This window comes from Bradyrhizobium centrolobii, from assembly GCF_001641635.1.
GTDB lineage: Bacteria > Pseudomonadota > Alphaproteobacteria > Rhizobiales > Xanthobacteraceae > Bradyrhizobium > Bradyrhizobium centrolobii.
Genome location: NZ_LUUB01000081.1, coordinates 1 through 24,660 on the forward strand (window position 1 = coordinate 1; position 24,660 = coordinate 24,660).

A 24,660-nucleotide genomic window follows, 5' to 3' on the forward strand; every position below is an offset into this window, starting at 1 on the left:
TAGGGTCCAGACTCAATTGATCCAATAGGCGACGATGGCTGCGATGTGGACGGCAGCCAAGAAGTTTCTGGCGAGTTTATCGTAACGAGTTGCGACACGCCTGAAATCCTTGAGCCGGCAGAAGCAACGCTCGATAACATTGCGCCCTTTATAGATGCGCTTGCTGAAGTTGTGGAAGGTCACCCTGTTGGATTTGTTTGGAATGACGGGCTTGGCGCCACGATTGACGATTTCGGCGCGAAAGCCGTCGCCGTCGTAGCCTTTGTCCCCAATGAGGGCAGACATGGGCGGCGCGAGTTCCAAAAGGGCCGGCGCTGCGGCAATATCTGCGTCCTGGCCCGGAGTGAGATGAAATGCGCAGGGTTTGCAATCAGGGTCGCTCAGCGCGTGGATTTTCGTGGTCCGCCCGCCGCGCGAGCGGCCGATCGCCTGTTCATGTTCCCCCCTTTTCCGCCGCTCGCCGAGCGATGCGCCTTGATCGAGGTGGAGTCGATGGACAAAGTCACGCCATCCTTGCCGCAGCGGGCGAGCGCTTCAAAGATCGCCTGCCAATGTCCGCGCTTGGCCCAGCGATTGAACCGATTGTAGATCGTCGTGTAAGGACCAAAGTCGGGCGGGCAATCGCGCCAGCGCGCGCCACACTGAAGCATGTGGATGATACCGCTGATGATGCGTCGATCATCTTCGCGCTCCGGTCCGGTCTGGTTCGTTGGCAGATGCGGCTTTATCTGAGCCCACTGCTTGTCGTTGAGCCAGAACAGCCCCTTGCGCATCAAAGCCCCCGTGCCGAATCAGTTCGGGTGCAAGAGAATCAGAGCGCGCTAATTAGGTACAGACCCTAGGACCTTCTCGCTCCGCGCGGCGTTGCCGATAACAACGCAGCTCGCCGGCGGTCGCATCGACGCCCGTGGCGGGCGATGATCAATGGCTGCTCGCAGTGCGAGCGAGTCGGGCTGACACCGGCGATCGCAAGGCCGGGCGCGCACAGCATAGCGATCGACGAAATCTGCATGCCTGATCGCGAAACAGGACTTGCAACTATGCTGCCTGCTGTTTGCGCAGCTCTAGACTTTAGTCCGGCTCTCACAATCCTGAATGCAGTTTCACTTGCCGAGAATGTCATCGCCGTTATAGTCGCGGCCCAATAGCTCATAAGAGGCTTATTAATAGGGAGAAAGAACAACATGAAAACCATACTCTCTGGTGCATTGCGAATGGTCCTCGGTGCGGCCTCGCTCGGTGCGCTGATGACAGCGTCGGGCGCGGCACTTGCTGCAGCCCCGATCAGGATCGGCGTGATCGCGGAGGCGCAGGCGATCGCCGGCGCATCGATCCCGCAGGCAGCGCAGCTCGCGGCCGACGAGATCAACGCGGGTGGCGGCGTCGACGGCCGCAAGATCGAGATCATCTCCTACGACAATCACTCCTCCTCGGCGGATTCGGTACGCGCATTCCAGCGCGCGGTAAATGAGGACAAGGTGAATGCCGTCATCGCCAGCTACATCAGCGAGGTGGTGCTGGCACTGGAGCCCTGGGCCTCGCGCCTGAAGACGCCGTTCGTCACGCCGGGCGCGGCCTCCAACGAGATCAGCAAGAGCGTCCACGCCGATTACGAGAAGAACAAGTACACCTTCCACGGCTACCTCACCTCGGCCGCGCTGGCGCTGTCGGTCTGCGACGCCGCCAAGGAGCTGCTCGTCGACAAGATGCACATGAAGTCGGCGGTGATCATGAGCGAGGACGCCGCCTGGACCAAGCCGCTCGACGTCGGCTACGAGGAATGCCTGCCCAAGGTCGGGCTGAAGGTGCTAGACCACATCCGCTTCTCGCCTGACACCACCGACTTCACGCCGATCTTCAACAAGATCGAGGGCTCCAAGCCCGACGTGATCATCACCGGCATCTCCCATGTCGGCGTGCAGCCGACCGTGCAATGGAAGAACCAGGAGGTGCCGATCCCGATGTTCGGCATCTCCTCGCAGGCGACCAACGAGACCTTCGGCAAGGACACCAACCAGGCGGCCGAGGGCGTGCTCTACCAGGGCGTCTCCGGCCCCGGCGTCGCGGTGACGCCGAAGTCGGTGCCGTTCGCGGAGAACTTCAAGAAGAAGTTCGGCAACTATCCGTCCTATGCCGGCTACACCGCCTATGACGAGGTCTATTACATCGCCGATGCCGCCAAGCGCGCCGGCTCGACCGACGCCGACAAGCTGGTCGCGGCGCTCGAGAAGACCGACTGGGAAGGCACGATCGGCCGCGTCCAGTTCTACGGCAAGGACGATCCGTTCACCCACTCGATCAAGTACGGCAGGGGCCTGATCACCGGGCTGATGCTGCAATGGCAGGACGGCAAGCAGATCGCGGTATGGCCCAAGGAGGTGGCCAAGACCGAGATCAAGTTCCCGAGCTTCATCAAGCTCACAACGAACTAGCCGGAACAGCTCCCGGGCCCAACCCCGGGAGCTTCCACATGCGGCTTCCGCAGCACCTTCTCTCCAAGAGGCAGCCAAGACTGCCTGGCCAATCATAGATGCGAGCATTCCAGATATTGATCGATGGCTTCGCCATCAGCGCCCTCTACGCTCTCGGTGCGACCGGCTTCACGCTGATCTTCGGCGTCTCCGGCGTGCTCAACCTCTCCCACGGCGCCATCATGGTGGCCGCAGCGGTCGCGGCCTGGGCCGCCGCCAGCATCCTGAACGTCGGCACCTATGCCGGCGCGCTGATCGGGGTCGCCGTCGCCCTGGTCACGGCCTTCGCCACCTACTTCGCGGTGGTGAAGCCGATCCAGGATTCCCGGCGCATTCCGAATGAGGAGAAGGAGATCTTCGTCCTCACCGGCACGCTGCTGTGGGGGATCATGATCCAGGAGCTGATCGCCTATTTCTTCACCAACAACGCCAAGACGGTGCTGCCAATCGTCGAGGGCGTCGTCGACATCCTCGGCGTCCGCACGCCGAAGAACGAGATCTTTACCGCGATCGTGTGCTGCCTCGTCATCGCGCTACTCTGGCTGCTGGTCAACCGCACCCGGACCGGCAAGGCGGTGCTGGCAGCCTCGATGAACCCGCGCGGCGTGACGCTGCTCGGCCTCGAGCTCACCAACATCTTCATCGTGGTCTGGGCGATCTACGGCATCCTCGCCGGCATCGCCGGCGTGCTGCTCGGGATGTTCCTGGGCGTCAGCTCCTACAGCGTCGGGCCGCTGACGGCGAGCGCGTTCTCGATCGTTGTGCTCGGCGGCCTCGGCAGCGTCTCCGGCTCGCTGATCGCGGCCTTCGTGGTCGGCTATCTCGAAACCATCACCGCCTATCTGGTCTCGCCGGCCTACCGCACCATTCCGGCGCTCCTGCTGCTCGTCGTCGTGATGTACATCCGGCCCCAGGGCCTTCTGGGGAGGCGCTGAGATGTCCGGATTCTTCACCTCGCGCCTGTTCTTCGTTTCGCTCGCGCTGGTCGTGATCGCGGCGATCCTGCCGTTCTACGTCTCCGGCTATGTGCTCGGGCTTCTCACCGTCGCGTTCTATTTCGGCGTCTTCGCGATGGCCTGGGACCTCTTGTTCGGCTTCGCCGGTGAGGTCAATTTCGGGCCGACCTTCCTGATCGGCGTCGGCGCCTACACCGCCGGCATATTGAACAACCAGTTCGGCTGGTCGGTCTATCTCTGCATCGTGTTAGGGGCGCTCGCCTCCGTCGTCGCAGGCCTGGTACTGGCGCTGCCGGCGCTTCGGGTGCGCGGTCCCTATTTCGGCCTGACCACGCTGGTCGCGGTGTTGATGCTGCAGAACTTCATCGTGGTATTCGCCGACCTCACCGGCGGCGAGATCGGCCTGACCATCCCCGACGTCATCACCATCAACGCCGGCGCCAACTACTGGATCGCGCTCGGCTTCATGACGATCTCGGCGGCGATCCTCTATGGCCTGTCGCAATCGCCGATCGGGCTCGTGCTGCAGGCAAGCGGCCAGGATCCCGTGCAGGCCGGCGCGCTCGGCTTCAACATCGTCAAGCACAAGCTCGCCGCCTTCATCGTCAGCGCGTTCTTCTCGGGGCTCTCCGGCGCGCTCCTGGTGTTCTACTTCGGCACCGCCTCGGTCGGCACCGTCGTCGACGTCGCGGTCGGCGTGAACGTCATCGTCTCGGCCGTGCTCGGCGGCCGGCGCACCGTGCTTGGCGCGGCGCTGGGCGCGATCTTCCTGATCGTCGCCGGCGAGTTCCTGCGGCCAACCGGAGAGCTCGCGACCTTCATCGTCTCAGCGGTCGCCCTCCTCGTCGTGCTGTTCTTCCCCGGCGGCTTCCTCGGAGCGGCCCTCTCGCGCGAGGCGCGCTCGTGATGGACCAGATGACTGCAAACCGGCCCGTGCTCAAGGTCCGCGGCCTCACAAAGCGCTTCGGCGGCCTGACGGCGGTGAAGAACCTCGGCTTCGAGGTCAACGGCGGCGAGATCTTCGGCCTGATCGGGCCAAACGGCTCGGGCAAGTCCACCGCGATGAAGAGCGTGATGGGCATCGAGCGCCCGACCGCCGGCGAGGTGATCTTCGAAGGCGAGAACGTCGCAGGTCTTCCCGCGCACAAGATCGCCCGCAAGGGCTTTGGCATGGTGTTCCAGCACTCGCGGCCGCTGAACCGGCAGACCGTGCTGGAGAACATCATGGTGGCGCTGTTGCCGGACAGCCTGTTCATGCTGTTCCCCGATAAGGCGCTGGTCGACCGCGCCAAGTGGATCGCCGACCGCGTCGGGTTAGGCGCCGTGATGGACCGCCGTCCGCCGACGCTGCCCTTTGCCGATCTGCGCCGGCTCGAGCTTGCCAAGGCGATCGCACGCGACCCCAAGGTCGTGCTGGTCGACGAGCCCTTCGCCGGCCTGACGCGGGCCGAGGTCGACGTCTTCTCCGACCTGATCCGCAGTTTTCGCGATGAGGGCCGCGCGGTGATGCTGGTCGACCACAATGTCAAGAGCGTCGCTGCGCTCGTCGACCGCGTGCTCGCGATGTATCTCGGCGAGGAGATCGTCACCGGCAAGGCCGACGACGTCATGAAGAACGAGACCGTGCGGCGAGTCTACCTCGGCGGCGCGATCGAGACCCATGCGCGGCCCGAGACCAGCTTCAAGGACAAGGTGCCGCTCTTGCAGGTCGAGAACGTCAGCGTTCACTACGGCAAGGCGCAGGCGCTGGAAAACGTCTCGGTCCACGTCCATGAGGGCGAGTTCGTCTCCATCGTCGGCCTCAACGGCGCCGGCAAGACCACGCTGTTCAACACCATCTCCGGCTTCCTGCCCTATAGCGGCGAGATCCTGCGCGGCGGCGAGAAGCTGCGCGGCACGAGCCCGGCGAAGATCGCCCGCAGCGGCCTCGTGCAGTGCCCGGAATCGCGCGAACTGTTCGGCGAGATGACGGTGCGCGAGAATCTCGATCTCGGCGGCCAGCATCTGACCGACGCGGCGCGCGGGGCGCAGCTCGCCTGGCTGTTCGAGCTGTTCCCGATCCTGAAAGAGCGCCAGGGCCAGCTGGCGCAGACGCTGTCCGGCGGCGAGCAGCAGATGCTGGCGATCGGGCGCGCGCTGATGATGCAGCCGCAGATCCTGATCCTGGACGAGCCGACGCTGGGCCTTGCGCCAGTCATCCTCGAGCAATTGTCCAAGGCGCTGGAGAAACTGCGGCAGACGACGTCGATCACGGTGCTTCTCGGCGAGCAGAACGTGACCTTCGCGCTTCCGCATGCCGACCGCGTCTACGTGCTCGAGCATGCGCGGATCGTCTGGGAGGGCGATCCCGGCCGCTTCGCCGCGGAAGCCGGCGCCGGATATCTCTGAGGCAGTTCATAACAACAACAAAACAAACGAAAGGGAACGACCATGCGATCATCGACGACAATGAGCCGTAGCCTGCTCCTCGCCTCCGCGCTGGGGCTGTGCCTCGCCGCGCCCGCCTATGCGCAGTCGAACGATCCGATCAAGATCGGCGTCATCGCCGAGGTGCAGTCGATCGCGGGTGCGGCAACCCCGGGCGGCGCGCAGATCGCCGCCGACGAGATCAACGCCAAGGGCGGCGTGCTCGGCCGCAAGATCGAGATCGTCACCTACGACAACAAGAGCTCCTCGGCAGATTCCGTGCGCGCCTTCCAGCGCGCGGTGAGCGAGGACAAGGTGTCGGCCGTAATCGCGAGCTATATCAGCGAAGTCGTGCTGGCGCTCGAGCCGTGGGCGGCGCGCCTGAAGATGCCGCTGATCACCCCCGGCGCCGCATCGAACGAGATCACCAAGGCGATCCACAACGACTATGAGAAGAACAAGTACACCTTTCACGGCTACCTGACTTCGGCCGCACAGGCCCAGCTCGTCTGCGACGCCGCCAAGGATCTCCTCGTCGACAAGCTCAAGTTCAAGACGGTCGCGATCATGAGCGAGGACGCGGCCTGGACCAAGCCGCTCGACGTCGGCTACGAGGCCTGCCTGCCGAAGGCCGGGCTGAAGGTGGTCGAGCACGTGCGCTTCTCGCCCGACACCACCGACTTCACGCCGATCTTCAACAACATGGAGAGCAAGAAGCCGGACGTGATCGTCACCGGCATCTCCCATGTCGGCGTGCAGCCGACAGTGCAGTGGAAGAACCAGCAGGTGCCAATCCCGATGTTCGGCATCAGCGCGCAGGCGCTGAGCCCGACCTTCTGGAAGGACACCAATGGCGCCGCCGACGGCGTGCCGTCGCTGGCGGTGGCAACGCCCGATGTCGCCGTGACCTCGAAGACGAAGCCGTTCGCCGCCGCCTTCAAGGCCAAGTTCGGCACGCCGCCGGCCTATACCGGCTACACCGCCTATGACGAGGTCTACTTCATCACCGACGCGATCAAGCGCGCGGGCTCGACCGATCCCGACAAGATGGTCGCCGAGCTGGAGAAGACCGACTACGAGGGTACGATCGGCCGCATCCAGTTCTACGGCAAGGACGACGAGTTCACCCACGGCATCAAGTCCGGCACCGGCGCGGTGACCGGCCTCGTCTTCCAGTGGCAGGACGGCAAGCAGATCACGGTCTGGCCCGAGAGGATCGCGGAAGGGAAGATGAAGTTTCCGAACTTCGTGAAGCTGTCGCAGTAATCCGCGTGCCAGCCGACATCGAGCCCGTCGCTCCGCGCGGAACGGTGGGCTTTTTCTTTGCCTTTCGCAATTGCGGCACCAACCCTATCGACCTTGGACGATGTTGACTTTCCACCGCCCGCTCTGAATACTTCGCAAAAAAATAACATAGCCGAACGTACGACGGTTCAGAGGGAGGATAGGATGCCGACTTCACGCAGGACGCTGCTGAAGACCTCGGCGGCTGCCGCCGCCGCACTCAGCCTCGATTGGACGCGCGCCCGGGCACAAGCCGAGACATTGCGCATCGGCCTGATCTATGACCTGACCGGCCCGTTTGCCGCCGGCGGCTCGGTCGCCTCCTCGGTCGGCGCGCAGATCGCGATCGACCTCGTCAACGAGAAGGGCGGTATCGGCGGCAAGTACAAGGTTGCTCCGGTCGCCGCGGATTCCCAGAGCAGGCCCGACGTTGCAATCAACGAGGCCGAACGCCTGATCAACCAAGAGAAGATCGACATCCTCAACGGCGTCTATGCGAGCTCGCATGCGGTGCCGCTCGCGGCCAAGGTCGAGCAACAGAAGAAGATCCTCTGGATCACGACGGCCGTTTCGACCGCCGTGTTCAAGGACAAGAACCTGCAATATGTTTTCCGCGCGCAAATCCATTCCGATCAGTACGGCCAGGCCTTCGCGAGCTTCATCGCCGAGCATGCGAAAGCCAAGCTCGGCATGGACCCGAAGGACGTCAAGGTCGCACTGATCCATGAGGACGGACCCTACGGCGTCGGCGTCGCCGCCGCCGACGAGGCCTATGCCAAGCAGGCCGGCATCCAGGTGGTGCTGCGCGAGGGCTATTCGGCCTCCGCGCCAGATCTCTCGGTGCTCGTGACCAAGATCAAGCGCGCCAAGGCCGACGTGATCTCGCATGCCGGCTACAACCCCGATATCACCCTGTTCCTGCGCCAGGCGCGCGAGAGCGGGTTGCGCTTCAAGATGCTGTTCGGGGCCGGCGCCGGCTACAGCCAGCTCGACAAGCTGCGCGCCACCTTCGGCGCCGACATCGACAATTTCTGCAACATCGATCCGGTGCCGGCACAACTGCTCGATCCCTCGAAGCTTGCGCCGGGCATGGGCGACCTCATCAAGACCATGGTCACGCGCTACCAGGCCAAGACCGGCGCCACCGACGTGCCGCCGCACTGCTCGATGGGGTTTAACCAGACCTGGGTGCTGCTCAACAACGTCCTGCCGGTCGCCAAGGAAAAATACGGCAGCTTCGAACCTGAGGCGGTGCGCAAGGCGGCGCTCGATGTCGACATCCCCGCCGGCGGCACCATCCAGGGCTATGGCGTCAAATTCTTCCCGCCGGGTACCCCGCTCTCCGGCCAGAACGAACGCTCGACGCCGGTCGTGATGCAGAACGCCGGCGAACACATCTCGGTGGTGTGGCCGACGAATATCCGGACGCAGGATCCGGTCTTCCCGCTGCCGAAAGGCTCGACCTACGGGGCGTAGCCGCCGCGCTGACGCTGCACCCTCTCCCCTTGCGAGAGGGTGGCTCGCCGCCCTGCCCGCGACGTAGCCCAAGCTTCGCTTCGGCATTCTTCGAGACGGCTGCCGAAGGCAGCCTGTGCCTCTCCCGGCAAAAGCCCGGCAGCCGCTAGCATCTCGGGCGGCGTTGCAGCCGACGGTGCTTGCATCCAGTGGTAAGTTATTTCGCGCTGTAGTTGGATTTTTAGTCGCCGAGCAGCGCTCTCAAGTTGTGAGACGAAGTTTTGCTGAAACAGAGGCCTGCTACACTACGCTCCAGATAATTGGACCTGCTCCTTTTTTCGCACATACAAGCCAGTCAACCAATCGCGTTTGAGCTTTGGAATTGGCGCAGTCGGCGAAGGGCTCGCATCGGGGAGCCATCCGGCGGGGCTGGTATCGGGAATATCTTGCTCGTATCGGGAATCTCTTATCGCAGTGATAGTCAACGATGGGGGTGACCATGCCCGCCATATTCGACCTTCTCTATCGCGAATATTGCCGCGCCCGCCTCGCTGAAATGCGGAAACAGCTTCTGATCAGGGGCAAACGTCCCGAAACCTTGCAAGCGGATTACGATCCTGCCGATCAGAGTAGCGTTGGCAGGACCGACACCCAGCACGAAATCGGTCACGGCACGCCGAATTGAAGCGGCCACGAAACAGGGGGGCCTCTCCTCGCCGCAGCAGCAATCAAGAAAAGCGGCAGCAACTCGGAGGCAACATTGAACACTCCCGAATTCTATACTGCATCGATCGCTTGCGTCTCGTGCGTGACCATTCTTGTTTTGATGGCTGTCGGGGCTTGGTAGGCGCGGAAAGGCACCCACAAGGGGAGAGCGGTAGGCAGCGTGCGCGCGGCTAATCGATCAGCACTGCAATGACCTACAACACCACCCGCTGCCCCTCCTCCGCGGCCCAATACCCAGCGTAGTTCACCTTGATCGTCTCATACGCCAGCGCGAGGTCGGACAGCGGCTGCCGTCCCGTCGCGGCGCATTCCATGAAGTCCTGGATCTCCTGCAAATAGCCGCGCGTCCATTCCTCCTCGAGGCAGACATATTGCCAGCCGGTCTTGCGGTCGACTTTCTCGGTGATGTAGACGCTCGCGAGCTTCTCCTCGCTGGTCTGGTAGCTCATCAGGTGCATGTTCGGCGTGATGTTGGCGAACAGCGAGCCGCCGGAGGTGTAGGTCTCGATCAGGTTGCGCACGCCGCCCATGATCATGTCGCCGGAGAACACGGCGGCCTTGGTGCCGTCGGAGAAAGTGGCGGTGAGTGTGCCCCAGTCCTCGACGTCGACCGGATTGGCCTTGATGTAGGTGCGCTCCTCGGGCTTGAGCCCTGCGGTGACGTTGCCGACATCGCCGGTGACGCTGGCGACGCGGATGGTCTCGCCGCGCGCCTTCGCCTCAACCTGCTTGAGATAAAGCACGGCCGAGAGCGGATGGCAGCCCATGCGGATCAGCGAACCGCCGCCGGTCATGGCCCATTGCGCGGCATGCGCCGCGTGCGAGCCGGAATGGCTTTCCTCGCCCTTCATGAACAGGATCTTGTCCCTGGTCGCCTTGATGATCTCCGCGGTCTTGGTCACTGCGGGCGCGTAGATCCAGTCCTCGGCATACATGAAGAGTTTTCCGGTGCGTTCGATGGCGATCCGCGTCTCGTCCATTTCCTCCAGCACGCGCTCATACATCAGCGCCTTCGGCACATGCTTGCCGATCGGCTGCTTGTCGCCTTCACGGCCGAAATAGCCGGCGAACGGCTTTTCGCAGATGACGTGCTTGCCGGCCTGCATCGCCGCGACGATCATCTCGGCATGGCGATTGGGCGGCGTGCAGATGTCGATGACGTCGAGCTCGCGGTCAGCGATCAGGTCGGCAAAGCTGCGATAGCAGCGCGGGATCTGGTGGCGCCGAGCAAACTCGACGACATGGTCGCCGCGGGCCGCCACGGCCGCAACTTCCACATCCACGCCGTAGACGCGGCGAAATGCGTAGATGTGCAGCTCCGACACGAAGCCGCAGCCTGCGAGCCCTACCCTGATCCTTGCCATTGCGCTCCTCACCGCCTGGTTCGGGCGGCACTATAGCAAGGCGGCTTGTCTATTGCACCGAGACGCGCACCACGCCGGCGCTCATCACGCCCAGCGCACGGGCGGCGGGGACGGAGAGATCGACGATACGGCCACGGATGAAGGGACCGCGATCATTGACGCGGCACTGGATCGAGCGTTCGCCATAGGACACCGTGAGCACGCTCCCGAATGGCCGCGTCCGGTGCGCGCAGGTCAACTCGCCGCTCCTGGCGGCTTTTCCGTATCCGTAATATGAGGCAAGTCCACTTTCAGCATGCGCAACAGAAAAAGCGACAAACGAGAAACCGGCAAGACAAAGGAATAATAGCGTCAGCGTTCGCACGGCACGGCTCCCCGGTTGGCCCTGCCCGGCGCTGCAAACGCTGAATTGTTCCCCGAAGTTCCTAAACACTGCCGGGCTGCGCCCGGCAGTGCCATCACACATTGTTACTGTTTGTGAAAGACCAGCGTGCGCAGCTCGATGCTTTCGCGAGGCAGCGCATCAGCCGGCGTAGTCGGATCGACGAAGGCGGTGTGCGGCCCGAAGCGGGTGCGGCCGTCGGTTGCGGAATCATAGCACTTGAGCAGCAACGCCTCGTCCGACGTCATCTCGGGAAAATAGAACCAGCGGTGGTTCGGATTGTATTTCACCGAATAGGTCTCGCCGCGGCGGTTGGGATAGATCAGGTCGGAAGCGACGAGATCGTCGGGCGCGACCGTCGTGCCGTCAGCCATCGCGAGTGGGGAGTCGCGCAAGGGGCCACGGATCGGACGCCAGAGGTTGATCACCTGCACGCGGCCCTTGAGAAGCTCCTCGGCTTCATCCGGCAGATGCTCGCGCACGCGGTTGGCCCCGGAGACGATGGTCTGGTCGACATGGACCCGGGTCGCAGGCTGGCGCGGTCCGGCCCCACGAATGTCGGCGGCGCCCTCGACGCGTTTGCGCACCGTATGGTCGAAGATAACGACGCGGTCGGCCTTCAGCGTCGCGCGCAGGAAGGCCTCCACCGCGGGATAGTAGACCGCCCTCACCTCTGCATCGTTGTAAAAGTCCTTCACCCGTGTCGGATGGCGCACCAACGCAAAGCCCTCACGATCGAGCGAAAAATTATCGGCGATCAGGCGGGCATCGAAGATCGGAACCTGATGCGGCTCCGGGAGCGCCGTGCTCTTCGGCTCGCCCGGCGGCGGATCGAAAGCGTAGGTGCGCGGCTTGGCGGTTGTCGGCGCGAGATAGTTGAGTTCGGCGGTGACGAAGGGAAGCGATTCGATTTTTGTTTCTTGCAGGCCCATGGCCGGTCTCCCGATGTGGTCGTCTGCTTGATTTTTGACGGGATCCATCGCGCTGCAAGGGAGGCGATCCAAATAGCAATGTGAACGCTGCCGAACGCGTGGAATGCAGAAGGAATGTTTCGAGGACGACGACCGGGTTGGAAACGCCGTTCTCGCCTCACTAAGCGTTGATACGGCCGTGAAACGAAAACAAGTACAGTCTAAGACTTACCTCTCCCCAGCGGGGAGAGGTCGGATTGCGTAGCAATCCGGGTGAGGGGCCGCCGCACACAGTGAGACCGTAACCCCTCACCCGGATCGCATCTCACGATGCGATCGGACCTCTCCCTGCGGGAGAGGTGAAGTACGTCTCTGCTGGTACCGATTCGACCAAAGCCGATCGCGCGTTCGTGAGCCCGGCTCAGCGGCGCAGCGTTACACGCTGCGCCGCGTCCGGGACACGAGAGTAAGCCCAGCAGCTACAATCCGGCCTTGGCGATCGCGTCCGCGAAGGACCGATCGACGATCTCGGCGGCGACGAGCTTCTGCTTGATCAAGCCCCAGCGGAAATAGAGATCGATGGTGGCCTGCTCGTCCGACACCACGCCGTCATCGATCGGCGCGATCCGGATCTTCGCGCGCGCGAGCCAGTTCTGCGGCACGGCGGTCGGGATGTTCATCAGCCTGCCCCAGGTCTCGGCGTAGCCGTTGACGTTGTTCAGCGACCACGCCCGCGCCGCTGTGAGGCGCCGGATGAAGTCGGTCAGCTCCGCGCGCTTGTCGCGGATGGCCTCGGGCCGCGCCACCTGAAAGCTCAGGCCCGGCGTCAGGCCTTCCGAGGTGATGATGCGGCGCGATTTGAACAGAACCTCCTCCTGGCTGACATAGGGCTCCCAGGTCGACCACGCATCGACCGAACCTTGCGTATAGGCAATCTTGGCATCGGACGGCGCGAGGAAGGCGATCTGCACGTCGCTCGCGCTCCAGCCGTTCCTTTCCAGCGCGGCGAGGATCAGTTGATGACCGATCGAGCCGCGGCCGGTTGCGATCTTCTTGCCGCGCAGATCGTCGAAGCTCTTGATCGGCGAATTCTCAGGCACGAGGATCGCGAGCCCTTCCCGCGTCTGCCGGATCGCAGCGATCGCCTTCACAGGCGCGCCGGATGCGGCGGCGAAGGTGAAGGGCGCATCGCCGACGAGACCGGTCTCGATCGCGCCGGCGCTGAGCGCTTCGAGCAGTGGTGCAGCGGCCGGAAACTCCTTCCACTCTATCTTGTAGGGGACGTCCTTGAGCACGCCGGCAGCTTCCATCACCGCCTGCGAATTGCCCTTCTGGTCACCGACGCGCAGGGTGGTTTGCGCTGCCGCCAGGTCCAACGAACCGAACAGCAGCGCGCCGGCCAGCATGAGGCGGATCATTCCGCCGCCTCGCCGCGGGCGACCTGGCGTTCGGCGATCAGCTTGCGCGTCAGCGGAATCAGCTCACGGCCATATTCGATCGCATCGATCAGCGGATCGAAGCCCCGGATCAGGAAGTGGGTGATGCCGAGGTCGTAGTAGTCGCCAAAGACTTCGGCGACCTGCTCGGGCGTGCCGACCAGCGCGGTGGTGTTGCTGTTTGCGCCGGTGAGTTTTGCGATCTCGGTCCAGAGCCGCTTGTCGATGCGGCTGCCCTGGTCGGCGAGCGCGAGCAGGCGCCGCGCGCCGGCGGTAGCGTTGCCGTCGACCGGCTTGCGGTAGCCGGTCCTGTCCTGGAGCGCAGTGGCGCGCGCCAGGATCGCCTCAGCCTTCTCCCAGGCTTGCTTCTCCGTCGGCGCAATGATCGGCCGCACCGAGAGGCTAAAGCGTGGCGTCGGTCGCCCCTGCCTGACCGCTGCGTTATGGACGCGCGAGGTGACGTCGCGCACCTGGGCATAGGATTCGCCCCACAGCGCAAAGGTGTCGGCGTGCCTGCCGGCGACATCGATCGCCGCGTCCGAGGCGCCGCCGAAATAGATGCGGATGCCTTCGGGACGATAGGGCTTCACCTGCGAGAAAGCGTTCTCGACCTGATAGTACTTGCCCTTGTAGGTGAACGGCTTGTCGCTGGTCCATTCCTGGCGGACGATGTCGAGAAACTCGGAGGTGCGGGCATAGCGCGCGTCCTTGTCGTCGAGCGTGTTGCCATCCTGCCGGAGCTCGGTGGCATTGCCGCCAGTGATGACGTGCAGCGCGACGCGGCCGCGGGAGAACTGGTCGAGCACCGCAAACTGTCGTGCCAGCAGCGTCGGCGACGTGAAGCCGGGGCGCTGCGCGATCAGCACGTTGAGGCGCTCGGTGACGTTGAGGACGTGCTGGGCGACCTGGAGGCTGTCCGGCGTGGTCGAATGGAATGCCAGCAGCGCGCGGTCGAAGCCGGCGTTCTCATGCGCCTTCGCCACCGTCTCGATGTGGGTGGGATCGAGGACCAGTCCCTCGCGGACGATGGTCTCGGACGAATTGTTGTTGCTGATATAACCGATGAACTCGATCGACATGATCGTCTCCTTACTTGATCCCTAGAGCCCGAGTGCGACGCGGCCGAGGCCGATGCGGGTGGAATCGTCCTGCGGCGTGTGCACGCGGCCGCACAGGACGTCGCGATAGTGCCGCTCAAGCGGATTGGCGCGGCTAAGGCCATGATTGCCGGTGAGCGAGAGCGCGTCCTCGACCGCGGCGGCGGCGTTGTTCGTCACGGTCAGCTTGATGACGTTGGATTCGGCGGCGGAGAGCGCGATGCCGTCGTCGAAATCGCCGGCGAAGGACGAGATCAGCCGCGCATTGACGGAAAGGCGCGCCTCGATGGCGCCGAGGATTTCCTGCGCACGCGCCAAGGTCGCGAGCGGCGCGCCGAGGCTGGCGGGAACGCGCTGCTTCAGGAAGCTCACCAGCCAGTCGCGCGCAGCGCGTGCGACGCCGTCATAGATCGCGGCGACGAAGACGGTGTGAACCATCGCCTGCGTGACGTCGGGCCCGCCCCAATCCGCAGGTCTGCGCACATCGATCTCGGAATCGAGGGGGATCACGACGTCGTCGAAGATGACGTCGTGGCTGCCGCTGGCGCGCAGGCCGTGATGGTCCCAGGTCTCGACGATGCGCGTGCCCGGCAGGCCCGCCGGGACCAGGAACTGCCCGACGCGCGGCTCCGCCTCGTCGGTGCGCGCCCAGACCAGGTACCATTTCAGGATCGGCGCGCCGGTCGAATAGATCTTGTGGCCGGTCAGGCGCCAGCCGGTTTCGGTGCGCCGCGCGATCGTCGCCGGCAGGCCGCCGCGCGCGGGCGAGCCGAGCTCCGGCTCGACCCGCAGCGCGTTGACGAGCGAAATGCCTTCGACGGCTTCGCGCCCGAGCTTGCGCGACAGTCGCGCCGGCCAATTCGGGCTGCGCGACATTACCAGATGGTTGACGTAGTGCATCGACAGCACCAGCGCGGTCGACGGATCGGCCTTGCCGATGATGCCGAGGACCCGCGCGATGTATCTCGCGCCGACTCCGGCCCCGCCGAGCGCCGCTGGCACCGTCAGCGACAGCAGGCCTGCCTCGGAGAGTTCGCGGAAATTCTCGAAGGGAAAGCTGGCATCGCGATCATGCGCCGCCGCTCGCACGGCAAAGCCTTCGGCCAGCGTCTCGGCGCGCGCGACGTAATCGGGTTCGCTCTGGGCCGTCCGGCCCCTGGTGGCAGGACTCACCATGTGGCGTCGAGCCCCAACAGGCCGAGGATCTGGCGGCGCAGGTCCGCAAGGTAGGGATCGCCGCGGTGGCGCGGATAGGGACGGTCGACGCGGATGTCAGCTTTCACGCGCGCGGGCCGCTCGCTGAAGACGATGACGCGGTTGGCAAGCACCAGTGCCTCCTCGGCATCATGCGTCACCAGCAGCGTGGTAAAACCCTTGCGCTGCCACAGCGCGACGAGCTCGGCCTGCATGGTGATGCGGGTGAGCGAGTCGAGCTTGCCGAGCGGCTCGTCCAGGATCAGGATCTTGGGATCGTTGACCAGAGCGCGGGCAAGCGCGACGCGCTGCGCCATGCCGCCGGAGAGCTGGTGCGGGTACGCGTTGCGGAAGGCCGAAAGGCCAACGAGATCGAGCGCGGCATCGACTCGCTGACGCTGGCTCTTCAGGATACCCTGCGCTTCCAGCCCCAGCGCAACATTGTCCCAGACCGAGCGCCAGGGAAACAGCGTCGGATCCTGGAACACGACGACGCGCGAGGGTTGCGGGCTTCTGATGCGGCTCTCGTCCTCGCGCAGCGTTCCCGCCTTTGGCTTGTCGAGACCCGCGACGAGCCGCAGCAATGTCGACTTGCCGCAGCCGGAGGGGCCGAGCAGCGCGACGAACTCGCCCGGCTCGACCGAGATGCTGACGTCGCTGAGCACCGGCAGCTCGGCACCGTCGATGTCGAAGGCGTGGTTGACATTATCGATGTCGAGTGCGGCGCCGGCGGCCGGATGGGTGATGGCTTCGGCAAGAGCTGCGGCTACCATTTGACAGTCCCCTTCTGCCAGACCAGCAGGCGGTCGCGGATCGCAAACAGCAGCGTGATCGCGCCGGAGCAGAGCAGTGACATCACGATCAGCGCCGCATACATGTTGGCGTAGGCGGCCCAGCCCTGCGCCCATTGCAGGTACCAGCCGAGCCCGGCCTTGACGCCGATCATCTCGGCGACGACGAGCACGGCGAAGGACGAGCCGAGCCCCATGAACAGGCCGACGAAGACGTGCGGCAATGCCGCGGGGATCGCGACCTTCAGCACCAGGAACGACGGCTTTGCCCCCAGCGTGCGCGCGACGTCGTAATAGGCATTGCTGACGCTTGCGACGCCCGACCAGGTCAGCACCGTGACCGGGAAGCCGGTCGCGAGCGCGATCAGGAAGGTCGAGGCGCTCCAGCTCGACGGGAATGTGAAGAACGCGATCGGCAGCCAGGCGGTCGCCGGCAGCGGGCCGATGAAGCGCAGCACCGGATGCACCCAATAGCCGACCGCGCGCGACCAGCCGATGGAAACGCCGGTCAGGAAACCGATTGTCGCACCAATGAGATAGCCGCCGAGTTGGAGCCTGACCGAAGCAAAGACGCTGTCGAGCAGTTTGGGCAGATCATCGGTATAGACCTCGATGATCGCCTGCGGCGGCGGAAAGAACGGCAGCGGCAACCAGGCGAATTTTGCGGTCGCGACCTCCCAGAGCGTCAGGAAAACACCGAGCGCGACCAGCCAAGGCGCGCGCTGGCGCAGGGCCCGACCGGCCGAACCGAGATAATCGGCGCCGACGGTTCCGAACAGGGTGATCGCGGCGATGACGAAGGCGGCAATGCCGAGCGAGTGCGTCCGCGACCAATCGCCGACATCCTCCCACCACAGGCAGGACAGGCCAAAAGCGATCCAGGCGGCACTGGCCGCGACGCCTGCGCCGGACTCTTTCACCCAAGCCGCGAGCAACGGCGCGCGCGAGATCCGCGGCGCGCCGGAGGCGAGGCCGTCAGACAGCGAATACGTCGACATAGATGCGCTCCGCGAATTTCGCCGTATCGGTGCTCTGCTTGAAGACCTGGACGCTCTTCAGATCGTCGGCATAGGCCTTGAGCTCGCGCTTCAGCACTTCGCCGACGGGATGATGATGGTGGGTGTGGTAGCGCACCATGCCCTCGATGTCGGCGAGCGTTGCCGCCTTGGGTGCGTAAGGCTGGAACGACTTGGCTGCCACAGTCGGATTCTGCGAGGTGAACATCGCGGCATCGAGCAACGCCTGGGTGATGGCGCGGGCGACCTGCGGCTCCTCGCGCACCAGGCTGCCGCGCAGGCCGACGATGCAGCAGCTCTTGTCGCGGTACTCGCCGTCGAGATTGGAGGCGACCTCCTTGTACTGGCTGTCCTTGAGCCAGAGATAGGCAAGCGGGTCGGATGACAGGAACGCCTGCACCTCGCCCTTCTCCACGGCTACATAGAGAAGGTTGCCAGGATAAGCTCGCCAGTCGACGTCCTTGACCGGATCGATGCCGAGCTTGGCCAGCTGGATCGAGAAGAAGTTCTTGTCCGGGCCGGCGAGATCGCCGACCGCGACGATCTTGCCCTTGAGGTCGGCGAGCTTGCCCACCCCGGAGTCGGTACGCGTCAGGACGCGCATGCAGCCGCCATGGGTGCCGGCGGCGATCTTGACGTCAAAGCCCTGCTCCAGCGGCTTCAGCCAGCGCAGCGCCATGCCGAGACCGGCATCGCTCTTTCCGGTCGCGATCGCTTCGAGGAGCTGGTCGGTCGAGCCGGAATAGTTGACGAGCTCGACGTCGAGATTCTGCTTCTGGAAGAAGCCGTGCTCGATGGCGACGGGAAGCGGCGCGAGGCAGACCGCGCCGGCGTTCCAGGACAGCTTCAGCTTGCGCGGCGCACCGGTGAGCGCGGGGCTGTCAGCCGCCGTCCGGCACAGCGGAAACTCCGAGAAGTCGATGCCGGGCGCGACCGCGCGCGGCGCAAAGGCATGTGCGCCCAGCGCGCCGAGCGGCGCGGCGAAAGCCGCCGCAAGTCCCGCCTGGAGCAGATGGCGGCGATCGAGCGCTGATCCGCTGCGCTTGTTCTCGTTGTTCATCGGTCTTTGGCTCCTGCGCTGGCATGGCTCCGCCATGCGCCAACGGTTCGCGTTGCGCATGTTCCGTGCGGAGCTGCGTTGAGAGAAGAATCTTTCCGTCGGTGATCACGCGCCGCGTTGATGCGATGCGCAAATCATGCGGCGCGTCGACCACATCGTCAATGAAATGGAATTTCGAATGTTGCGCGAAGCGAAGTCATTCTCTCCATCGGCGCGTGCGTGCGCGGTGAAACGATTTTCGCTGATGCATCGGTGCGCAACCTGCATCGCCTCTTCGTTACTTGTATTATTCTTGCGCATCTTCGGCCACGCGCACCGCACTTTCTCGAAAGTGCTCGTTCGCTGAAACGTCCTTGCCTGCCGCGCCTGCAATACGGTCGGCCGTTTCATTGACTGCGTATCACGCGGTCATAGACTTGATCGTCTCGCCGCATCGCTGGCTCACGCGTCGTGAGCAAAGCAACAAGACAGAAGACATGAGCATCAACTCGCACTCCAACGATCATTCCATAACACGCCGGCTCGCGGCATCTCTGCTCGCGGTGGCTATCACGCTGTCGACGGCGGCCGCATCGCTCGCCGCCGACACCGTCGTGCTGCGCGTCGGCGACCAGAAGGGCGGCAACCGCTCGCTGCTCGATATCTCCGGCTATGCCAAGGATCTGCCGTACAAGATCGAATGGTCGGAATTCCCCGCAGCTGCCCCGATCCTGGAAGCGCTGAACGCCGGCGCGCTCGATGTCGGCTACACCGGCGATCTCTCCTTCTTGTCGGTCTATGCAGCCGGCGCGCCAATCAAGGCGATCGGCGGCACCAGATCGGATGCGAAGACGCAAGCCATCCTCGTGCGCCAGGATTCGCCGATCAAGTCGGCCACCGACCTCAGGGGCAAGCGCCTCGCCGGCACCCGCGGCGGCTGGGGACAATTCTTGATCGACGCGACGCTGGAGAAGGCGCAGATCAGGCTGGAGGACGCGACCTTCGCACCGCTCGGCCCGGTCGATGCCAAGATCGCGCTGGTGGCCGGCTCGATCGACGCATGGGCGGTGTGGGAGCCCTACGTGTCGTTCGCGACGCTGAAGGACAAGGCTCGCGTGATCGCCGACGGCGAAGGTCTGACGCCGACCATCACCTTCATCGTTGCCTCCGACACTGCCATTGCCACCAAGCGAGCGGCGGTTCAGGACCTGGTGCAGCGACTGAACAAGGCGCGGCTGTGGTCGCTTGATCACCTTTCTGAATACGCCAAGAGCACGGCCGAGCTGACCAAGCTGCCTGAGGACGTGCTGCTGTCCGCCTATACCGCGCAGCGCACGAGCCCGATCGTGATCGATGAGAACGTCGTGAAGGAGGTGCAGGAAGCCTCAGACCGCTCGACGCGCTACGGCATCCTGCCGAAGACGCTTGACGTCAGTAAGGCCGTCGACCGCAGCTTCACTGCCGCGGCCGCGGGATCGAACTAGGCGGAGGCGGCGAGATGCGCGGGGTTCGTCTCAAGGCCGGCCCGCTGCATCTCGCCGCGATCGTGCTTGCGCATCTCGCCTGCATGAGCCTCATCGTGTGGCTCTCGCTCTAGCCGCCGGCTGCACCTCCGCGTGTCGGCCCGGATGGCGGCGCCTCCGCACGGGGACCTGTGGTCTTAAGGAAAAGATCAGGACAACATAAGGAGCCCATAAGGACTCCTGGCGCGCCGCCGCACTAGCATCGAACCTGTGATTTCGCCGGTAACGCGATGCCTCACCCCGCGCGTCCGGACCGCCGGGGCTCGCTCTCCGGTTGCCCATGCCGCGCGTACGGGCTTACAATGGAACCTGCCCTGCGGCCGTCGACGTTCGCAATGGAAAAGGCGACCTTCGGGCTGGAGATCAGCGCCATGTCAGCCGATCAGTATCTTCACTATCAGGCGTCCGTCGAACAAGTCGGGCCAGAGGAAGCGGAGGCCGTGGCAGCGATCGTTGCCTCGATCGAGCGGACCAGCGAATTCACCTGTCGCAAAGACGGGCACGGGACTCGCCAGCAACACGCCAAAGGCGTCGGTTTTCTCCGCGGCGAGCTGATCGTCTACGACGGGCTGCCGGAGCATCTGCGCCAAGGTCTGTTCAAAGACGCCCGCAGCTACCCGATCATCGTCCGTCTCTCCACCGCATTCAACAAGAGCGATCGCGTTCGTTCACCGAGAGGATTCGCCATCAAGGTTCTGGGCGTGACGGGCCCGAAGGCGACCGACGACGATAACTCGACGAACCAGGATATCCTGCTCGTCAACCACGCCAGCTATTTCGCAGATACCAAGGCGTATCTCGACGGCGCGCAGCGCAATTTCGAGCGCAGCCTGATCCTTCCCGAATTCCTTTTCAGAGTGGGCGGATTCTGCTCACGCGCTCTGGTCGCCTTGGCGGATAGAACAGGTATTCACATCCCGATGCTCCTCAGGGCGCTCGGTGATCCCGGCAACAATATTCTCGGAGAAACATTTCACACCGAGGGAGCGCTCCGCTTTGGCGACCATGTCGCAAGGCTTCGCGTAGCCCCGATGTCGGAGTCGGTGCGCAAGCTCACCGGGCAGCCCTGCCACGATGGCGACGATGTCGTCCTCAAGTCCGTCGTTGCCTTCTTCAAGGACAACTCGGCCGAGTATGAATTACGCGCCCAGCTCTGCACCGACCTGAAACGCACGCCGATCGAGGATGCCTCGATCGACTGGCCCGAGGACGTCACGCCGCCGCAAGCCTTGGGCAAGATCACCCTTCCGCGCCAGGACGCCGACAGTCCCGCGCGCCGCGCCTATGCCAATGAAGTGCTGTCGTTCGATCCATGGCGATGCCTTGAGGCGCATCAGCCGCTCGGCTCGATTATGCGGGTGCGCAGGGATGCCTACCGTACGTCCCGCACGCTTCGACAGAAGCAGAACGAAGGCATGGTCAAACAGCCACCCGGAGAGCCACGACAGATCTCGGACTTGCCAAATTGAGTCCGATCACACTCGTCCCGTAGTTTTGGTCCCGACGTCCCGGACTGCGTCGAAGAGGGACGCCGATCCCCGTCCAGTAGCTTTGGTCCCGACGTCCCGGATTGCGTCGAAGAGGGACGCCGACCGCAGCGGATCACCCGGATCGAGCGACTGGGCCAGCGACGCGATCACCCGACCGGAGCGCCCTTGCCACTTGGCCGCCCTTTGCACGTGTCCGAGGCTCTCGTAAAGCGCCGCCGCCGTGCGGTAGACGCGCCATGCAGCTTGCGGCAGCCCCGCATGGCGGATTATCGAAATGGCCGCCGACAAGTTGTCGCTAGCCGTTTGCGTATCGTGCTTCAGCAGCGCAATTCTTGCCATCACATCGTAGCTCAACACGAGAAACGGCAGATCGGGCGCAGCGCTCGTTACCTTGTGAAACTGATCGGCTGCACTCTCGGCGCGATCGAGATCACCGGTCGCGATCCAGTAGTCGCACCAGGTCAGGCGATAGTGGGGAACGACCAGCGACTCCATCGGCACGCGGTCAACCTCCATCCGCCGCTCCAGGGCGTCGAGATGCTGCCGCGCCAGGGCCAAGTTGCGCATTCTGACATACGCGCGCGCCAGCAGGTTCCTGCCGACGAAGAAGGTGAACGGATTTGCCTCTATCATTGGGCCGAGCGCTTCCTCCCCGCGCCGCGCCGCGCTGCCGTATTCCTCGACCTCGGAGTAGAGCCATCCGATCGTGAGCTGACACAATGCGATGGCTTGCGGATTTGCGTTCCGCTCCGAAATGGCTAGCGTCGCGACGACGCTGCTTTGCGCTCGCCCCCATTCGCCGGAATAGATCTGCGCAAAGGCCTCGACCGACTCATAGAGCGCGAACAGATAGACGTCGCCGACCTGCCTAGCGAGCTGTTTTCCCCTGCTGGTCGCAGCGCAGCAGGCCGGATAATTCGCCCGCAGATACTCTAGCACCATCTCCATCGAGCAGCGCCGCAGGCGCATGCTGAGATCCTGCGAGTCCGCGATCAGCCTTGATGCCTGCTCGGAAAGCTCGGCATTCTCGCGGTCCCAGCCACGCAGCATCAGCTTCAAATTGGCGACGTTGCCCTGAACGAGCGCGCCGAACGCGGCGTCGTCGATCGTGCGGCTCTTCGCCAGGGCCTGTTCTGCGAACGGCAGGCTCTGGCGCCGATCGACGTAAAGGCAGAACCTGCTGAGGTCGACCAGCGCGTTCACCTCTTCACGCACGAGCCCGTTCTCCGCCGCATGCGCGAGCACTGCGCTGAGGTCCTGGAGCGAATTCAGGAAATCTCCACCGGCCCGCCAGGCCCACGCGCGCTGGAGCAGCAGCTTCAGACGCGTTGCGACCTGAAATTCGGGCGGCAGATGCGGCACCAGCTCCAAGGCCCGGGACAAATAGTTCGCGGCCTCGCGCGTGCTGAACCGCCGCGCCGAGCCCTCCGCAGCAACGCCGAGATAGAGCATCGCCTTCGGGAAATCGCGCCCCAGTTCGAAGTGACGCGCGAGCACCGCGGCAATCTCCGGAGCCTGCGGTCCATAACCCCGTTCGAGACCAGCCCCAAGGCTCGCATGGGTCTTGGTGCGGCGCGCGGGCGCGAGCCGCTGATACAGGGCCTCCTGATAAAGCGCGTGCTGGAACGCATAGCGCCCGGAGACCTCCCCGCTCGGCCATTCGGTCAGGCCATCGACGACGATGATGCGGCCGGCCCGCGCGAGGTCCTCGCACATTTGCTCGACCTCAAGCAGCGGACGGTCGAGCACACCGGCGACCTGGAGCGCCGAAAACTCCGCACCCGCCGCGCTTGCCACCTCGAGCAGATTGCGCTCGTCCGCCGAGAGGTGATCGATCTGCTGCGTGATCATGCCCTCCAGATCACGCGGCATGCTGTCGTGCGAGGCAGCCTCCTCGCGGACCAGTCGCCAGCCCGCGTCGTCCTCGACGAGCGCGCCTTGCGCCACGAGATGATCGACGAGCGACGTCACGAACAATGGCTGGCCGCCGGTTCGCGCGAAGATGCGCTCGACCAGTTCCCTGGCAAAATCGGCGGAGCTGAAGCGCAAGGCAAGATAACGCTCGACGTCGACGCCGGTCAGCCGGTCGAGCGCGAGCTCGCTGGCGTGTCCGTGGATCCGTAAGTCCTGGTGGACCGCGCGCACGGGATGCCCGCCGACGGCGACCTCCATCGGCCTATAGGTAGCCAGGACAAGGATCGCCGCCTTCCGATCCCGTCGCGCGAGCCGCGACAGCACGTCGACGGTGGCAAAGTCACTCCAGTGCATGTCTTCGAGAACGATCACCCATGGTCGCGCGGCGGCGAGACTTTCCATGAGATCGGCGAACTCACGCAGCATCCGCTCGCGCGTCGCGCCGAAGACTTCATGCTGAAATGCGGTGCGATCGGCTTCGCCGAGGAAGCCGGGCATTTGCGCGAGCCAGGTCGGCGCATGCTCGCGTATGGAGGCGAGGAGCGAAGCGCCTTCCTTGCTGCGGCAGCGCTCGTTAAGCGCTTCGATGAGCGGCAGAAAGGCCTCATGGGTGCCGAACAACTCGTTGCAGCCACAATGCAGCACGCCCAGGCCCTGCCGCTCGATCCTGTCGAGCGCCATTTGAACGAGGGTCGTCTTGCCGATTCCGGCCTCTCCGGTGATGAAGACGACCTGACGCTGTCCGGTACGGGCAAGCTGCAACGCCCCGTCCAGCATCTCGAGCGCCGCAGCGCGCCCCACCCGCCACTGCCGGCGCCGATCGACGATCCGCTCCGCGGGAGAAGCCTCTTCCTCGACCGCCCGCTCGAGCGCAACCAGCTCGGCGGTCGTGACCGCCGCAATGAAGCGATAGCCGCGCCGCGTGACCGTCTCGATGTAGTTGGGAGACTGCCTGTCATCGCCGAGCGCGGAGCGCAGCGCGTTCATGGCGACGGCCAGGCTCGACTCGCTGACATGCAGATCGGACCAAACCGTATCGAGCAGCTCTTCCTTGGTGACGAGCTCGCCGGGGCGGCCGACCAGACAACACAGAACCTCGAACGGCTTCGGCGCCAGCGCGATCCGCTCCCCACCTCGCCATAGCAGCGCGTTGGCTCGATCGAGCCGAAATTCCCCAAAGGCAAGCGCGTCTGTACGCACGGCTC

At 64.3% G+C, this 24,660-nt stretch carries 21 protein-coding genes; 9 read left to right on the top strand and 12 right to left on the bottom strand.

The genetic code is table 11. The annotated features are described in order from the left end of the window. Positions 1–12: 12 nt before the first annotated feature. A protein-coding gene (locus AYJ54_RS47940; protein ID WP_430641378.1) for an IS5 family transposase occupies positions 13–773 on the bottom strand; the annotation gives its coding sequence in 2 pieces (ribosomal slippage) (positions 13–414 and positions 417–773; 759 coding nt in all). 411 nt (positions 774–1,184) lie between these two features. Here AYJ54_RS47940 and AYJ54_RS30430 point away from each other — a divergent pair. The 7 genes from AYJ54_RS30430 (at position 1,185) to AYJ54_RS30460 (ending at position 9,257) form a co-directional block, all read left to right on the top strand. Continuing rightward, positions 1,185–2,432 (top strand): ABC transporter substrate-binding protein, encoded by a 1,248-nt coding sequence (locus AYJ54_RS30430; protein ID WP_063704906.1) that lies wholly within the window; start codon positions 1,185–1,187, stop codon positions 2,430–2,432. A 98-nt stretch (positions 2,433–2,530) separates the two neighbouring features. Next, a complete protein-coding gene (locus AYJ54_RS30435) occupies positions 2,531–3,406 on the top strand; it encodes a branched-chain amino acid ABC transporter permease (protein WP_063704908.1) in 876 nt (291 codons plus the stop codon). 1 nt (position 3,407) lies between these two features. Continuing rightward, a complete protein-coding gene (locus AYJ54_RS30440) occupies positions 3,408–4,334 on the top strand; it encodes a branched-chain amino acid ABC transporter permease (protein WP_063704909.1) in 927 nt (308 codons plus the stop codon). Further along, complete coding sequence (locus tag AYJ54_RS30445) at positions 4,334–5,815, top strand: ATP-binding cassette domain-containing protein (protein ID WP_063704911.1); 1,482 nt, start codon at positions 4,334–4,336, stop codon at positions 5,813–5,815. The genes AYJ54_RS30440 and AYJ54_RS30445 overlap by 1 nt, the downstream gene beginning before the upstream one ends. Before the next feature lie 42 nt (positions 5,816–5,857). Next, entirely contained in the window at positions 5,858–7,099 is a 1,242-nt protein-coding gene (locus AYJ54_RS30450) for an ABC transporter substrate-binding protein (RefSeq protein ID WP_063704912.1), read from the top strand. A gap of 183 nt (positions 7,100–7,282) precedes the next feature. Then, on the top strand, positions 7,283–8,593 hold the full coding sequence (locus tag AYJ54_RS30455; protein ID WP_063704914.1) for an ABC transporter substrate-binding protein: 1,311 nt from the start codon (positions 7,283–7,285) through the stop codon (positions 8,591–8,593). Positions 8,594–9,059: 466 nt separating this feature from the next. Then, positions 9,060–9,257 (top strand): hypothetical protein, encoded by a 198-nt coding sequence (locus tag AYJ54_RS30460; RefSeq protein WP_063704916.1) that lies wholly within the window; start codon positions 9,060–9,062, stop codon positions 9,255–9,257. A gap of 235 nt (positions 9,258–9,492) precedes the next feature. Here the strand turns inward: AYJ54_RS30460 and AYJ54_RS30465 are convergent, their stop codons facing one another. The 10 genes from AYJ54_RS30465 to AYJ54_RS49910 form a co-directional block, all read right to left on the bottom strand. After that, positions 9,493–10,662, bottom strand: a complete 1,170-nt coding sequence (locus AYJ54_RS30465) for a Gfo/Idh/MocA family protein (RefSeq protein WP_063704918.1) — start codon at positions 10,660–10,662, stop codon at positions 9,493–9,495. Between the two features lie 49 nt (positions 10,663–10,711). Continuing rightward, positions 10,712–11,026 (bottom strand): septal ring lytic transglycosylase RlpA family protein, encoded by a 315-nt coding sequence (locus tag AYJ54_RS30470; protein ID WP_063705057.1) that lies wholly within the window; start codon positions 11,024–11,026, stop codon positions 10,712–10,714. Between the two features lie 104 nt (positions 11,027–11,130). Continuing rightward, positions 11,131–11,976, bottom strand: a complete 846-nt coding sequence (locus tag AYJ54_RS30475) for a CmcJ/NvfI family oxidoreductase (protein ID WP_063705058.1) — start codon at positions 11,974–11,976, stop codon at positions 11,131–11,133. Between the two features lie 458 nt (positions 11,977–12,434). Then, positions 12,435–13,373 carry an ABC transporter substrate-binding protein gene (locus AYJ54_RS30480; RefSeq protein ID WP_063704920.1) on the bottom strand — a complete coding sequence of 313 codons (939 nt, stop codon included), beginning with the start codon at positions 13,371–13,373 and terminating at the stop codon, positions 12,435–12,437. Next, positions 13,370–14,470 (bottom strand): LLM class flavin-dependent oxidoreductase, encoded by a 1,101-nt coding sequence (locus tag AYJ54_RS30485; RefSeq protein ID WP_063704921.1) that lies wholly within the window; start codon positions 14,468–14,470, stop codon positions 13,370–13,372. The genes AYJ54_RS30480 and AYJ54_RS30485 overlap by 4 nt, the downstream gene beginning before the upstream one ends. A gap of 21 nt (positions 14,471–14,491) precedes the next feature. Next, positions 14,492–15,664 (bottom strand): acyl-CoA dehydrogenase family protein, encoded by a 1,173-nt coding sequence (locus AYJ54_RS30490; RefSeq protein WP_063704923.1) that lies wholly within the window; start codon positions 15,662–15,664, stop codon positions 14,492–14,494. Then, positions 15,658–16,455, bottom strand: coding sequence for an ABC transporter ATP-binding protein (locus AYJ54_RS30495; protein ID WP_063704925.1), 798 nt, complete (start codon positions 16,453–16,455; stop codon positions 15,658–15,660). Before AYJ54_RS30495 ends, AYJ54_RS30490 begins: the two co-directional genes overlap by 7 nt. Beyond that, entirely contained in the window at positions 16,449–17,471 is a 1,023-nt protein-coding gene (locus AYJ54_RS30500; protein WP_063704927.1) for an ABC transporter permease, read from the bottom strand. Before AYJ54_RS30500 ends, AYJ54_RS30495 begins: the two co-directional genes overlap by 7 nt. Beyond that, positions 17,449–18,549 carry an ABC transporter substrate-binding protein gene (locus AYJ54_RS30505; protein ID WP_063704929.1) on the bottom strand — a complete coding sequence of 367 codons (1,101 nt, stop codon included), beginning with the start codon at positions 18,547–18,549 and terminating at the stop codon, positions 17,449–17,451. Before AYJ54_RS30505 ends, AYJ54_RS30500 begins: the two co-directional genes overlap by 23 nt. 105 nt (positions 18,550–18,654) lie before the next feature. Further along, positions 18,655–18,939, bottom strand: a complete 285-nt coding sequence (locus AYJ54_RS49910) for a hypothetical protein (protein ID WP_136624037.1) — start codon at positions 18,937–18,939, stop codon at positions 18,655–18,657. 86 nt (positions 18,940–19,025) lie between these two features. Between AYJ54_RS49910 and AYJ54_RS30510 the strand changes: the two genes are divergently transcribed. Continuing rightward, positions 19,026–20,012, top strand: a complete 987-nt coding sequence (locus AYJ54_RS30510; RefSeq protein WP_063705060.1) for an ABC transporter substrate-binding protein — start codon at positions 19,026–19,028, stop codon at positions 20,010–20,012. Between the two features lie 341 nt (positions 20,013–20,353). Next, the gene (locus tag AYJ54_RS30515; RefSeq protein ID WP_245329164.1) at positions 20,354–21,520 is read left to right on the top strand and encodes a catalase family protein; all 1,167 of its coding nucleotides are present in this window, start codon (positions 20,354–20,356) and stop codon (positions 21,518–21,520) included. Between the two features lie 6 nt (positions 21,521–21,526). Here the strand turns inward: AYJ54_RS30515 and AYJ54_RS30520 are convergent, their stop codons facing one another. Then, positions 21,527–24,655 carry an AAA family ATPase gene (locus AYJ54_RS30520; RefSeq protein WP_063705063.1) on the bottom strand — a complete coding sequence of 1,043 codons (3,129 nt, stop codon included), beginning with the start codon at positions 24,653–24,655 and terminating at the stop codon, positions 21,527–21,529. Positions 24,656–24,660 lie beyond the last annotated feature (5 nt).

Excerpts from the sequence above, each read along its gene's own strand:
- AYJ54_RS30485 (WP_063704921.1), bottom strand. The coding sequence starts at position 14,470 with ATGTCGATCGAGTTCATCGGTTATATCAGCAACAACAATTCGTCCGAG.
- AYJ54_RS30455 (WP_063704914.1), top strand. The coding sequence starts at position 7,283 with ATGCCGACTTCACGCAGGACGCTGCTGAAGACCTCGGCGGCTGCCGCC.
- AYJ54_RS30445 (WP_063704911.1), top strand. The coding sequence starts at position 4,334 with ATGGACCAGATGACTGCAAACCGGCCCGTGCTCAAGGTCCGCGGCCTC.
- AYJ54_RS30510 (WP_063705060.1), top strand. The coding sequence starts at position 19,026 with ATGAGCATCAACTCGCACTCCAACGATCATTCCATAACACGCCGGCTC.
- AYJ54_RS30475 (WP_063705058.1), bottom strand. The coding sequence starts at position 11,976 with ATGGGCCTGCAAGAAACAAAAATCGAATCGCTTCCCTTCGTCACCGCC.
- AYJ54_RS30480 (WP_063704920.1), bottom strand. The coding sequence starts at position 13,373 with ATGATCCGCCTCATGCTGGCCGGCGCGCTGCTGTTCGGTTCGTTGGAC.
- AYJ54_RS30435 (WP_063704908.1), top strand. The coding sequence starts at position 2,531 with ATGCGAGCATTCCAGATATTGATCGATGGCTTCGCCATCAGCGCCCTC.
- AYJ54_RS30465 (WP_063704918.1), bottom strand. The coding sequence starts at position 10,662 with ATGGCAAGGATCAGGGTAGGGCTCGCAGGCTGCGGCTTCGTGTCGGAG.
- AYJ54_RS30450 (WP_063704912.1), top strand. The coding sequence starts at position 5,858 with ATGCGATCATCGACGACAATGAGCCGTAGCCTGCTCCTCGCCTCCGCG.
- AYJ54_RS30460 (WP_063704916.1), top strand. The coding sequence starts at position 9,060 with ATGGGGGTGACCATGCCCGCCATATTCGACCTTCTCTATCGCGAATAT.
- AYJ54_RS30440 (WP_063704909.1), top strand. The coding sequence starts at position 3,408 with ATGTCCGGATTCTTCACCTCGCGCCTGTTCTTCGTTTCGCTCGCGCTG.
- AYJ54_RS30500 (WP_063704927.1), bottom strand. The coding sequence starts at position 17,471 with ATGTCGACGTATTCGCTGTCTGACGGCCTCGCCTCCGGCGCGCCGCGG.
- AYJ54_RS30495 (WP_063704925.1), bottom strand. The coding sequence starts at position 16,455 with ATGGTAGCCGCAGCTCTTGCCGAAGCCATCACCCATCCGGCCGCCGGC.
- AYJ54_RS30490 (WP_063704923.1), bottom strand. The coding sequence starts at position 15,664 with ATGGTGAGTCCTGCCACCAGGGGCCGGACGGCCCAGAGCGAACCCGAT.
- AYJ54_RS30430 (WP_063704906.1), top strand. The coding sequence starts at position 1,185 with ATGAAAACCATACTCTCTGGTGCATTGCGAATGGTCCTCGGTGCGGCC.
- AYJ54_RS49910 (WP_136624037.1), bottom strand. The coding sequence starts at position 18,939 with ATGAAACGGCCGACCGTATTGCAGGCGCGGCAGGCAAGGACGTTTCAG.
- AYJ54_RS30515 (WP_245329164.1), top strand. The coding sequence starts at position 20,354 with ATGGAACCTGCCCTGCGGCCGTCGACGTTCGCAATGGAAAAGGCGACC.
- AYJ54_RS30505 (WP_063704929.1), bottom strand. The coding sequence starts at position 18,549 with ATGAACAACGAGAACAAGCGCAGCGGATCAGCGCTCGATCGCCGCCAT.